At 70.1% G+C, this 12,592-nt stretch carries 11 protein-coding genes; 5 read left to right on the top strand and 6 right to left on the bottom strand.

The window, feature by feature from the left end:
- Positions 1–176: 176 nt before the first annotated feature.
- The 5 genes from ABZ477_RS07760 to ABZ477_RS07740 all read left to right on the top strand — a co-directional run bounded on the left by ABZ477_RS07760 (position 177) and on the right by ABZ477_RS07740 (position 4,439).
- Positions 177–761 (top strand): hypothetical protein, encoded by a 585-nt coding sequence (locus tag ABZ477_RS07760; protein ID WP_360130432.1) that lies wholly within the window; start codon positions 177–179, stop codon positions 759–761.
- Positions 762–876: 115 nt separating this feature from the next.
- Positions 877–1,800, top strand: a complete 924-nt coding sequence (locus tag ABZ477_RS07755) for an ABC transporter ATP-binding protein (protein WP_360130429.1) — start codon at positions 877–879, stop codon at positions 1,798–1,800.
- Entirely contained in the window at positions 1,797–3,416 is a 1,620-nt protein-coding gene (locus ABZ477_RS07750; protein ID WP_360130426.1) for a polyketide antibiotic transporter, read from the top strand. Before ABZ477_RS07755 ends, ABZ477_RS07750 begins: the two co-directional genes overlap by 4 nt.
- Positions 3,417–3,418: 2 nt before the next feature.
- A complete protein-coding gene (locus ABZ477_RS07745) occupies positions 3,419–3,898 on the top strand; it encodes a MarR family transcriptional regulator (RefSeq protein ID WP_360130423.1) in 480 nt (159 codons plus the stop codon).
- Between the two features lie 10 nt (positions 3,899–3,908).
- Positions 3,909–4,439, top strand: a complete 531-nt coding sequence (locus ABZ477_RS07740; protein ID WP_360130420.1) for a ribonuclease H — start codon at positions 3,909–3,911, stop codon at positions 4,437–4,439.
- Between the two features lie 7 nt (positions 4,440–4,446).
- On the opposite strand, the gene ABZ477_RS07735 is transcribed toward ABZ477_RS07740, so the two are convergent.
- The 6 genes from ABZ477_RS07735 to ABZ477_RS07710 all read right to left on the bottom strand — a co-directional run bounded on the left by ABZ477_RS07735 (position 4,447) and on the right by ABZ477_RS07710 (position 12,517).
- A complete protein-coding gene (locus ABZ477_RS07735) occupies positions 4,447–4,809 on the bottom strand; it encodes a VOC family protein (protein ID WP_360130417.1) in 363 nt (120 codons plus the stop codon).
- A gap of 144 nt (positions 4,810–4,953) precedes the next feature.
- On the bottom strand, positions 4,954–5,436 hold the full coding sequence (locus ABZ477_RS07730; protein ID WP_360130414.1) for an NUDIX domain-containing protein: 483 nt from the start codon (positions 5,434–5,436) through the stop codon (positions 4,954–4,956).
- A gap of 112 nt (positions 5,437–5,548) precedes the next feature.
- Positions 5,549–6,559 (bottom strand): aldo/keto reductase family protein, encoded by a 1,011-nt coding sequence (locus ABZ477_RS07725; protein WP_360130411.1) that lies wholly within the window; start codon positions 6,557–6,559, stop codon positions 5,549–5,551.
- 380 nt (positions 6,560–6,939) lie between these two features.
- Positions 6,940–9,060, bottom strand: coding sequence for an ABC transporter ATP-binding protein (locus ABZ477_RS07720; protein ID WP_360130408.1), 2,121 nt, complete (start codon positions 9,058–9,060; stop codon positions 6,940–6,942).
- Complete coding sequence (locus tag ABZ477_RS07715; protein WP_360130405.1) at positions 9,057–10,790, bottom strand: ABC transporter ATP-binding protein; 1,734 nt, start codon at positions 10,788–10,790, stop codon at positions 9,057–9,059. Before ABZ477_RS07715 ends, ABZ477_RS07720 begins: the two co-directional genes overlap by 4 nt.
- Before the next feature lie 155 nt (positions 10,791–10,945).
- A complete protein-coding gene (locus ABZ477_RS07710; RefSeq protein ID WP_360130402.1) occupies positions 10,946–12,517 on the bottom strand; it encodes a DUF4407 domain-containing protein in 1,572 nt (523 codons plus the stop codon).
- Positions 12,518–12,592 lie beyond the last annotated feature (75 nt).

The raw sequence follows: 12,592 nt of genomic DNA, 5'->3' as shown, positions 1-12,592 counted from the left end.
GCTCGAGTCGATGTTCGCCAGTGTATACATAATCCGCGCGCGGTGGCATTCGGATCGAAGATCCCCCGGCATTGGTATACATACGGGCGGATCGACCTAGGACGTTCGCCCTATACCGACGGGCGGATGCACGGGTGTACGTTCCGCTTCAAGCGGGCCCGATCAAGGGAGATCCAATGAAGCACACGCGCACCGCGGCGGTCATCGCCGCCCTCTCGGGAGCCCTCCTGGCGCTCGCGACGACGCCCGCATCGGCGGCGCCTCCCGAGATCGACCACTGGACGTTCTCCGACTCGCACATCGAGCAGGTCGAACACGAGGAAGAGGACTGGTGCGAGGATGAGGCGGGCAACGACCTCATCCCGTTCGCGGTCCTGTTCACCGAGAACTCGCACGGCAACTTCCGCGGCATGGTCCGTAACGGCGACTTCTACGGCCAGAGCACCGTCCACGTCGAGCAGACCTGGATGAACGTCGAGAACGGCAAGACGCTCACGTCCGTCTGGCAGGGGTTGGACCAGGATCACAAGGTGGTCGCCCAGGACGACGGCACGCTGTACCTCACGCTCCACTTCACGGGACCGACCAAGTACTACGGCCCCGAAGGCGACAGGCTCTTCATGGACGTCGGACGCACGTTCACGACGATCCATCTGGACGCGGACGGCAACTTCATGGGTGTGGTCGACAGCGACAGCAAGGGCCGCTTCGAGACGATGAACCGCGACTTCTGCGCCGACATACTGGAGCTCCTCGGCTGAGCCCCCTCGCTCGAGGATCGCTCCGGACGCCGCGTCGCCTCGGCCCGGAGCGATCCGCGTGAGGATTCCGTAAGGAATATTCAGAAGTTTGTGAATTCGGCGTAGCGTCCGGGGCATGCCACCAGTCATCAGCACGTCCGGCCTCGTCAAGCGCTACGGCCGTGTCAACGCCCTCGACGGCCTCGACCTCACGGTCGACGAGGGTCAGGTCCACGGCTTCCTCGGCCCGAACGGGGCCGGAAAGTCCACCACCATCCGCGTCCTGCTCGGACTCGCCCGAGCGAGCGACGGCGAGGCATCCGTCTTCGGCCTGCATCCGTGGCGCGACGCGGTCGCGATCCACCGGCGCGTCTCGTACATCCCCGGCGACGTGAGTGTCTGGCCGAACCTGTCCGGCGGCGAGGCGATCGACCTGCTGGCGCGCCTGCGCGGCGCGGCGAAGCACGGCAGCCTCTATCGGGCCGAGAAGGAGCGCCTGCTGGAGGCGTTCCAGTTCGACCCGCGCAAGAAGGGCCGCGCGTACTCGAAGGGCAACCGGCAGAAGGTCGCCCTCATCGCGGCGTTCGCGGTGCCTGCCGAGCTGTACATCTTCGACGAGCCGACGAGCGGCCTCGACCCTCTCATGGAGGTCATGTTCCGCCGCGAGGTCGCGCGGGTGAAGGAGGCCGGCGCGACCGTGCTGCTGTCGAGCCACATCCTCTCCGAGGTCGAGCGGCTGTGCGACCGCGTGTCGATCATCCGCGCCGGCAAGGTCGTCGAGTCGGGCACGCTGGCAGACCTCCGTCACCTCACGCGCACCGAGGTCTCGTTCGAAGGGACGGATGCTGCGCTCGTGGCCGCCGTCGCGGACGCGCACGACGCCACGGCCGAGGACGGGCGCGTGAGCTTCACGGTCGACAGCGACCGGGTCGCGGGTGTCCTCCCCGAGCTCTCGCGCCTGCAGGTCGCGGGGCTCCGCGTCGAGCCGCCGTCGCTCGAGGAGCTGTTCCTCCGCCACTACGGCGACGACCTCGCCGCCCTGGAGGGAAGCACGCGATGAGACCGCTCAGCGTCCTGGTCGCCCAGCGGCTGCGCCGCGACTGGCTGCAGCTGACGCTGTGGGTGGTGGGCACCGTCGCTCTCGCCTTCGCGGGCTTCTCCGGCGTGCAGGAGGCGTATGGCGGGGAGCAGGACCGGCTCGGCATCCTCGCGGCCGTCATGGCGAACCCCGTCATCCTCCTGTTCCGCGGCCTTCCGTCCGGGACGGACGAGTCGGCGTTCATCGTCTTCCTGCTGTTCCCGTGGCTCGCGATCCTGGCCGCCCTCATGAGCACGTTCCTCGCCGTGCGCCACACGCGGGGCGACGAGGAGGCGGGGCGACTCGAGCTCGTCGACGCGACGCCGGCCGGCCGGTGGACGCCGACGATCGCGACCCTCGTCCACGGGACGCTCGCGAACGTCGTGCTCGGCATCCTGGTCGCTTCGACGTTCCTCGCCGGCGGCGCGGCATCCGAGGGGTCCTGGCTCGTCGGGACGGCGACGGCCGTCGTCGGGCTCGTCTTCCTGGGTCTCGGGATGCTGTCGGCCCAGCTGATGCGGACCTCTCGCGGCGCGAACTCCCTCACCGTGTGGATCCTCCTCGTGACCTTCGTCCTGGCCGGCATGGGAAATGCGATCGGCACACCCAGCGATGACCTCACGCACATGGAGAGCTCGTGGCTCACGTGGACGTCGCCGTTCGGCTGGGCCGAGAACACGCGCGCCTTCGACGTGAACCTGTGGTGGCCGGTTCTGCTGTGCCTGGGGGCGTTCGTCGTGCTGACGGCCGCCGCCTTCGCGCTGCAGGGCGTGCGCGACCTGGGCGAGAGCATCGTCGCGGAGCGCCTCGGTCGCGCATCGGGGCGCGCCGGCCTGTCCTCGACGCTCGCCCTCGTCGCGCGGCTGTCGACCCCGTCGACGATCGGCTGGATGGTCGGCGCGCTGCTCACGGGCGCCCTGTCGACGTCCCTCGGCGGCGTCGTGGATCAGATCGGCGGCGAGAACCCCGCGATCGCTGACGTCCTCACCTCGCTCGCATCGGAAGGCGACCTCCAGCAGGCGGTCGTCGTGGTGTTCTTCACCATGGCGGGCCTCCTCGCGGCCTGCGCCGCTGTGCAGACGGTCGCGCGGGCACGTCAGGAGGAGGCGCACGGCACGGCGGAGCCCGTGCTCGCGACGCCGGTGCAGCGGGTGCGCTGGCTGACGGAATTCATCGGCATCGGCTTCGCGGCGATCATCCTCACGTGCGCCGCGGCTCTCGGCGGGGCGGCGCTGGGTGCCGTGGGCGCCGAGGACGCATCGGGGCTCCTCCAGACAGCAGCCGTCTCGGCCGCAGGCCAGGCCGTCGCGGCGACGGTGTTCCTCGTGCTCACGGCTCTCGTGTTCACGGTCGCACCGCGGCTCACGATCACCGTCGGGTGGACGCTCGTCGTGGTGGCGATCGTGCTCGGACTGTTCGGCCCTCTCCTCGGACTGCCCGAGAGCCTGTCGAACCTGTCGCCGTTCGCCGTGGCTCCCGAGCTCGACGGTGACTCGATCGACGTGCGAGGCCTGTGGTGGCTGCTGCTCACGATCGGCGTGGGGGCCGCGGCATCCCTCACCCTCATGCGGCGGCGCGAGCTGGCGCCCGCGGGATGACCATGGTCACGGGGGGAGAGCATTCCGGAGCCGAGGCGGCCGAGCAGGCCGCCTCGCTCCTCACTGCGGCCGGCATGGCACGGATGCCGAGCCGTGTCATGATGGCGCTCGTCGGCTCGCCCGACGACGGCTACACCGCCGCCGAACTCGCCGATCGGCTCGGCGTCTCGCCGGCTGCCGTGTCGGGGGCGGTACGCTACCTGCAGTCGATCCACATGATCCGGCGCATCTCGCGCCCGGGTGACCGCCGCGACCGCTACGAGCTGTCCGACGACGCGTGGAGCGACGTCGCGACGGGCAACGCGCCACTGTACACGCGCCTCGCCGATTTCATGGACCTCATCGCCGACGACAACGACGGAGCCCCGGCATCCGTCGCCCGTGCGCGCGCGACCGCCGACTTCCTGCGGTTCCTCGCCACGCGGATGCCGGAGCTCGTCGAGGAGTGGCGCGTGGCGCGGGGGCAGGCGGCCGACGGGTAGCCTTGCCCGAGTGACTTCCGACGATCGCTACATCGTGGCCACGGACGGCGCCTGCAAGGGCAACCCGGGTCCCGCCGGCTGGGCGTGGGTCGCCGAGGACGGACACTGGGCCGCGGGATCGATCCCGGTCGGGACGAACAACATCGGCGAGCTCCTCGGACTCCTGCGCGCGATCGAGGACCACGCCGACGTCGCGAATCTCGTCGTGCAGGCGGACTCGAAGTACGCCATCGACAGCTACGAGAAGTGGATGGACGGGCACCGCCGCCGCGGCTGGAAGACGTCGACCGGAGCACCCACGAAGAACCGCGACCTGCTCGAGCAGCTCATCGGGGTGCGCGACGCGCGACGCGCGGCGGGGCTCCCGGATGTCGTGCTCGAGCACGTGCGCGGGCACTCGGGCCACGTCCTGAACGCGTGGGCGGACGAGCGGGCCGTGCGCGCGTCCGAGCACGCCGCGAAGGGCGTCGAGAGCGCCTGGTCGTCGCTCGGCCCCCACCCCAAGATCGACGTCTCGGCCGCGCCGAAGAACGGCCGCTGACCCGACCTCAGCCCTCGGTCGTGCCCTCGAAGAGGCCGATCGCGTTGCCGTCGAGATCCTGGATGACCGCCCACCAGCTCGTCGGAGTGATCTCGCTCTTCTCCATCAGCACGGCGCCCCCGGCATCGACGGCGGCTGCGACGGTGTCGTCGATCGAGTCCACCTCGACATAGGAGCGCGGCTGAGAGAACCCCTCGTCGCGCGGCGCCAGCCCTCCGCCGGAGATCTGGTTGGGCGCGCGCCACATCGGGTACCCCTCGAAGCCAGGCACCTCGGCGATGTCCCACCCGAAGAGCCGGGAGTAGAAGGCGCTCGCCTTGCCGAAGTCGCTCACCGGGATGTCGATGTGCGTGATGTCGCCGTGTGCCATGGAAGGTTCCTCTCGCCGTAGTCGCCCCGGACAGTCTCACCCCGCCTCGGGGTGCCCACAAGGGACCTTCGACGCCGCCGTTCGCGAGTGCGCGATCGACGCCGCAGCCCGCGTCAGCGTCGATCCGGCACTCACGAGCCGCCGTCAGCCTGCGCCCGCGGCGGAGAGGTGCTCCTGCAGCGCGTCCAGGGCGGGGCGCTGGCCCTTCACGAGCTTGTCGCGGGCGGCGGGCAGCGGCATCCATTCGACTCTGTCGACCTCGGGGAAGGACTGCGTCCGGCCCGATCGCGGCGGCCACTCGAGCTCGAATTCGCCGAACTCGAGCCCCTCGAGCGAGAAGCCGGCGCCGTCCGCGACGAACACCGTGATGCGCTTGCCCGAGGAGTAGGCCCACGTGCCGAGCTCGGCGTGAGGCTCGGGCGGCGGCGCCACGCCGAGCTCCTCGCGGAACTCGCGCAACGCCGCCTCGAGCGCAGTCTCGCCGTCCGGGTCGTACTCGCCCTTGGGGATCGACCAGGCCGCGTCGTCCTTCGCCGCCCAGAACGGCCCGCCCATGTGCGCGATGAGCACCTCCGGCTCGGCGTGGGTCAGCCGGTAGAGGAGGAGTCCTGCACTGTGGACGGGCATGCCGCGCTCCCCTCACACGCCGACGTCGGAGGTCCGGCCCCTCGTCGGAGGATTCTCTGCGATTGCTCCGACGTTAGGCCGATCCTCCGACGTCGTGAAGCGGCGCCTTGGCTCAGGGGCGGGTCTTGGGCGAGACCTCGTAGGTCTTCTCGGGGTCGCGCTCGGCGACGTCCGCGAGGGCATCGTCGATCGCGGCGAGCACGTCGGCCTCGAGCTTGACCCCGGAGGCCTTGACGTTCGCGGCGATCTGCTCGGGACGGGATGCCCCGACCAGCGCAGCGGAGACATTCGGGTTCGCCAGCACCCACGCGATGGCGAGCTGCGCCATCGTGAGTCCCGCCTCGTCGGCGATGGGCTTGAGCTTCTGCACCGCCGTGAGGACGTCATCGCGCAGCAGACGCGAGATGAACTGCGCGCCGCTCTTCTCGTCGGTCGCGCGCGAGCCCTCGGGGACGGGCTGACCGGGCAGGTACTTGCCCGTGAGGACCCCCTGCGCGATGGGCGACCACACGATCTGCGAGATGCCGAGCTCCTCCGAGGTCGGGATGACCTTGTCCTCGATGACGCGCCACAGCGCCGAGTACTGAGGCTGGTTCGAGACGAGCTGCACGCCGAGCTGCTTCGCGAGCGCGTGGCCCTCGCGCAGCTGCTCGGCCGTCCACTCCGAGACGCCGATGTACAGCGCCTTGCCCTGCCGCACGACGTCGGCGAACGCCTGCATCGTCTCTTCGAGCGGCGTCTCGTAGTCGTACCGGTGCGCCTGGTAGAGATCGACGTAGTCGACGCCGAGGCGCGTGAGGGACCCGTTGATGCCGTCGTGGATGTGCTTGCGGGACAGCCCGACGTCGTTGGCGCCGCGCGGGCCGACCGGCCAGTAGACCTTGGTCAGGATCTCGAGGCCCTCGCGCCGCTGCCCCGCGAGCGCCTTGCCCAGCACGACCTCGGCGGCCGTGTTCGCGTAGACGTCGGCGGTGTCGAACGTCGTGATGCCGGCATCCAGCGCCGCGTGCACCGTCGCTATCGCCGCGTCGTCGCCGACCTGCGATGCGTGCGTGACCCAGTTGCCGTACGTGATCTCCGAGACCTTGAATCCGCTGTTGCCGAGGTAGCGATACTCAACCATTCCGTGCCTTCTTCTCATTCGGGTGGCACCGCGCAAGCGGCGGGGCCGTGATCACCCTAGGCGCGTTCCAGGGGCCGCGTCCAACGCGAGCGAAACGATTCGGCGAACAATCCCGCAGCGCGCTCGAGCGCGCGCGGACACAGGCGGAGACGACGGATGCCGCGGCCCCGGCTCGAGCCAGCGGCCTGCGGCTGCCTCGGGCTTGGACGACTGGTGCGGGGGACGCGGCATCCGCCCCGCGCCACAACGTCGCAGAAAACCACACCGCCTGACGGATCCGGCCGCCGGTGTGCGACATTGTGGCGATCTGCGACGTTGTGGCGGACGGGAGACGACGGATGCCGCGGCCCCGGCTCATGCCGGGGTCGCGGCATCCGACGTCAGGCGACCGGGGCGGTCTCGTCCTCGATCGCGTCGACACTCGCCGCCTCGCCCGCGCCGGCCTGCGCCTGGGCGTCGGCCAGGGCGTGGGCCTCCTCGTCGAGATCGGTCGCGGCCTGCTCGAACTGCGAGTTGTAGAGGCGGAAGTACGCCCCCTTGGCCGCGATGAGCTCGTCGTGCGTGCCCTTCTCGACGATTCCGCCGTTCTCCATCACGAGGATGAGGTCGGCGTCGCGGATGGTCGACAGGCGGTGGGCGATGACGAACGACGTGCGTCCTTCGCGCAGGGCCGCCATGGCGTGCTGCAGCAGCAGCTCGGTGCGGGTGTCGACGGAGCTGGTGGCCTCGTCGAGGATCAGCACCGAGGGCTGCGCCACGAAGGCGCGCGCGATCGTGATGAGCTGCTTCTCGCCCGCCGAGATGTTCGACGCCTCCTCGTCGAGGAGCGTGTCGTAGCCGTCGGGCAGCGAGTGCACGAAACGGTCGACGTACGTCGCCCGGGCGGCGGCGAGGATCTCGTCGTCGGTGGCGTCGGCGCGGCCGTACCGGATGTTCTCGCGGATCGTCCCGGCGAACAGCCACGGGTCCTGCAGCACCATGCCCGTCTTGGCGCGGATGTCGCGGCGCGTGAGCTGCGCGATGTCCTGGCCGTTGAGGAGGATGCGTCCCCCGTCCAGCTCGTAGAACCGCATGAGCAGATTGACGAGCGTCGTCTTGCCCGCACCGGTCGGGCCGACGATCGCCACCGTCTGCCCGGGCTCCACCCGGAACGACAGGTCGTGGATGAGCGGGCGATCGGGCGAGTACGAGAACGCGACATCCCGGAACTCGATCGTGCCGTCGCCGTCCACCGGCTCCGGCGCGTCGGCGGCGTCGGGGTCCTGCTCGGTCTCGTCCAGCAGCTCGAAGACGCGCTCGGCCGACGCCGTGCCGGACTGCACGACCGCGGCCATGCCGCCGAGCTCGGACAGCGGCTGGGTGAACTGCTGCGAATACTGGATGAAGGCCTGCACGTCGCCGAGGCGAAGCTGGCCGCCGGCGACCATGAGGGCGCCGAAGACGGCGATGCCGACGTAGGTCAGGTTCCCGATGAACATCATCGCGGGCATCATGATGTTCGACAGGAACTGCGCCTTGAAGGACGCCTGGTAGAGCTCCTCGTTCTCGGCGCGGAACGCCTCGCGCGAGGCCTGCTCGCGGCCGAACACCTTGACGAGCGCGTGGCCGGAGAAGGACTCCTCCACGCGGGCGTTGAGGCGCCCGACCTTGCGCCACTGGATGCCGAACGCCTTCTGCGAACGCGGCCCGATGACACCGAACAGCACGCCCATGAGCGGGAAGCTCACGAGCACGACGAGCGTGAGCTGCCACGAGATCGACAGCATCATGATGAGCACGCCGATGACGGTGAGGACGCTCGTGAGGGCCTGCGACAGCGACTGCTGCATCATCTGCGTGATGTTGTCGATGTCGTTGGTCACGCGCGAGATCAGCTCGCCGCGCTGCACGCGATCGAAATAGCGCAGCGGGAGGCGGTTGATCTTGGCCTCGACGTCTTCGCGGAGGCGCCACATGACGCGCACCATGATGACGTTGATGACGTAGCCCTGCAGCCACATCAGGATCGACGAGGCGAAGTACAGGGCGAGCACGAGCAGCAGCACGCGGCTCAGCGCGATGAAGTCGACTCCCGCGCCGGGGACGAAGTGCTCCATCGCCGCGACCATATTGGCGAGGTCCTGCTGGCCCTCGGCCTCCAGACCCGCGACGACCTGCGCCTGCGTGACGCCGGCCGGCGCCATCCCCGACACGACGCCCTCGAAGAGGATGTTGGTCGCCTCGCCGAGGATCTTCGGCGAGAGCACGGCGAGCACGACGCCGATCGATCCGAGGATCGACACGAACACGAACGCCACGGCGTGCGGGCGCAGGAGTCCGATCAGGCGGCGGAACGCCGGCCAGAAGTGGGCCGCCTTGCCCGGGGCGACGGCGCCGCTCCAGTCGTCGGCGGCGATGCGGGCCTGCTCGCCGAGCTCGATCTCGGCCTTCTCCTCGGCGCTCAGCTCCGCGACGGCGGCGCGGGTGCGGTGACGGCGGGAGGCGGTCTTGTCGGCGCTCATCGGGCGACCTCCGCTCCGAGCTGGGATTCGACGATCTCGCGGTAGGTCTGGCTCGTCTCGAGCAGCTCGTCGTGCGTGCCGAGGCCCACGATCCCGCCATCGTCGAGCACGACGATGCGGTCGGCGTCGGTGATCGTCGAGACGCGCTGCGCGACGACGATCTTGGTGACCTCGGGCAGCTCGCGCCAAAGCGCCTGCCTCAGCCGCGCGTCGGTCGTGAGATCGAGCGCCGAGAACGAGTCGTCGAACACCAGCACGCGCGGCTGGTGGACGATCGCCCGGGCGATCGCCAGACGCTGACGCTGACCGCCCGACACGTTCGTGCCGCCTTGCGAGATGGGGGCGTCCAGTCCGCCGTCCATCTGGCTCACGAAGTCGCTCGCCTGCGCGATCTCGAGGGCATGCCAGAGCTCGGCATCCGTCGCGTCCTCACGACCGAAGCGCAGGTTCGACGCGATCGTCCCCGAGAACAGGAACGGCCGCTGGGGGACGAGCCCGATCGTGCTCCAGAGCGCGTCGAGGTCGGCGCGGCGCACGTCGAGGCCGCCCACTTCGACCACGCCGTCGGTGACGTCGAAGAGCCGTGGGATGAGCGAGACCAGCGTCGTCTTGCCGGCGCCCGTCGAGCCGACCACGGCGACGGTCTCACCGGGCGCGGCGCTGAAGGTGATGCCCGACAGGATCGGGTGCTCGGCACCCGGGTAGGTGAACGTGACGTCGCGGAACGCGACAGTCCCCGGTGCGGGGAAGCCGGCGTCGGCGTCGGCGGGGCGCTCGAGCGACGACCTCGTGTCGAGCACCTCCCCGATGCGCTCCGCCGAGACCGCGGCGCGGGGGATCATCAGGGTCATGAAGCTCGCCATCAGGACGCCGGAGAGGATGATCATGACGTACTGCATGAAGGCGAACAGCGTGCCGATCTGCACCTCCCCCGCGTCGACCTTGATGCCGCCGAACCAGATCACGGCGATGACCGTGACGTTGAGGATCAGCATGACGGCGGGGAAGAGCAGGACGAACAGGGAGCCGACCTTGCGGCCGACGACCATGATCTCGGTGTTGGCCTCGCGGAAGCGCTCCTCCTCGATCGGCTCGCGGACGAAGGCGCGGATGACGCGGATGCCGGTGAGCTGCTCGCGCATGACGCGGTTCACGCCGTCGAGCTTGCCCTGGTAGCTGCGGAACAGCGGCACCATGCGGGCGATCACGACGCCCGCGACCAGGAGCAGCACGGGCACCGCCACGGCGATGATCCAGGCGAGGCTCGCGCTCTGCTGGACGGCGAGGATGATGCCGCCGATCGCGAGGAGCGGCGCCGTCACGAGGAAGGTCGCGGCCATCATCGTGAGCATCTGCACCTGCTGCACGTCGTTGGTGTTGCGCGTGATGAGCGATCCGGCGCCGAAGCCGGTGACCTCCCGCTCGGAGTAGCCCGAGACTCGCTCGAAGACGTCGTCGCGGATGTCGCGCCCGAGCTTCATCGCGGCTCGCGCGGCGAACCACGTCGCGATGATGGAGGCGACGATCTGGGCGAGCGAGACCGTGAGCATGAAGACGCCGGTGCGCCAGATGTAGTCGGTGTCGCCCTTGGAGACGCCGTTGTCGATGATGTCGGCGTTGAGACTCGGCAGGTAGAGCGAGGCGATCGCGGAGGCCGACTGGAACAGCAGGACGCCGAGCAGGAGCCAGCCGTACGGTTTGAGATAGCGGACGAGGAGTTTTGCCAGCACGGATTTCTCCAAGACATGGCGAAGCCGCGGCGAGGCTCCGCCGGTGCGGATGTGGTGATGCGGTACCAGCCTCGCACGGCTCCCCGACATTGCGGCGGCCCCCTCCGTGCGGGTGGGACGCCGGTCACTCTAACACGATATATCGCGAACTGCGACTACCCCTCGGCGGCCTGGGCGATGTCGGCGCGCTCCCGCCAGCTGCGCGCCGTCACGCGGTCCAGCGCCACGCGGCGGCGCAGCGCGTCGGCCTGCTCGTAGAGCGAGGGCTCGCCGTAGCTCGTCAGCACCTTCACGAGCACGGGCAGGAGCTCGATCATGAAGAAGAGGCCGGCGATGAGCCAGTGCGCCCATGCGAGCGTCGGCTCCTGGGCCGACAGCCGCTCGAGCCCGCTGATCTGGCTGAGGAGCCCGACCGCGCCGGCATTGCCGCTCGCGACCTCGGCCGCACGGGCGTCGTACGCCGCGAGCGCTGCCTCGTATTGATCGCGCGCGGCCGGCAGCTCGTCCTTCGCCTGCTGCCTGTTCTGCGCCTCGGACGCGCTCGCGTCGGCGGTGCCCGCCGCCTGCGCCGCGGCGAGGTCGGCCTGGGCGGCCGTCAGCTGAGCCGCCAGATCGTCGTAGGCCGCCTGCGCGGCCGCGAGCTGATCCTGCGCGGCGGTCGAGCTGGCGCCCTCGCCCGCGACGCCGCTGCAGCCCTCCACGTCGCCCTGCCCCGTGAGCTCGCACTGGTACATCGCGCGCGCCTGGTCGATGACCTCTTGCTGCGCCGCGAGCTTGGCCGTCAGATCGGCGACCGACTGCTGCGCCGACGCCGCCGAGGCGGACGTCGTGTCTGCCCCGGCCACGACACCGCTGGCCGCCTGGCTCTCCAGCTCCGCGACGCGCTCGCTCGCAGCATCCAGCGCCTGCTTCTCGGGTCCGCCCGTCACGGCGTCCTGGTCCGACTGCGCCTGGACGAGGTTGGTCGCCGTCACCTCCCGCGCGATGTCGTTGTGGAACACCTGCAGCACGAGCGGCTCGGCGACGACGATGCCGATGACGGCCGCCATGATGACACGCGGGATCGCGAGGCCGATCAGCCGCCCGACGCTGTGCGTCGAGCGCATGGTCGAGGTGAGGAAGCGGTCGAGGTTGAAGATGATGAGCGCCCACACGATCGCGAGCGGCAGGGCGCCCCACGCGACGATCCGGACGCCCGTCGTGAGGGCGAAGTACATCGAGATCGCCGAGATGAGCGCCGTGCCGGCGATCACGAAGAACATCTGCACGAAGCGCGGGGTCTCGGTCGGCACCTCGTCGAGCACCGACGCGTCCGCGCCGCCGAGGACCGCGAGCCGGCGCCACCCCGATCCGCGCTCGCGACGACGCGCGGCACGCTTCGCGCGGACGGGAGGAGCGGATGCCTCGGCGACAAGCTCCGCGGGCTCCTCCGCGCGCTCATCCACAGCGCCCCACTCGCCGATCGCTGCCTGCGCGTTCGCGTCCTCCGACGCGGCGACGGCGACCGGCTGCGTCGGGTTCATCGCGAGCGCGTCCTCGAGGAGGTCGCGTGTCACGGGGTACGGATCCTCGGGCCCGTCCGCGTCCGGGCGCCGGTCGGGCTCGCCGGCGGCTTGCTGCGCCCGCACGTCGTCGAGGTAGAGCTCGTCCAGCGCATCGCCGTCGAGGTCGAACTCGATTCGGCCGTCAGAGCCGAACCTGCCGGGCCGATGCGCGGAGAAAGACATCCGGACAGCCTAGGAAGGCGAACCTGTGCGCCAGGTGCGAAGCACCCGGCGCACAGGTCGTCGGGAGACCCCGGA

The sequence above is a fragment of the Microbacterium sp. NPDC019599 genome (assembly GCF_040632175.1).
Classification (GTDB): domain Bacteria; phylum Actinomycetota; class Actinomycetes; order Actinomycetales; family Microbacteriaceae; genus Microbacterium.
The sequence above is the reverse complement of the archived record's forward strand: the minus strand, read 5'-3'. Positions and strand labels throughout refer to the sequence as shown.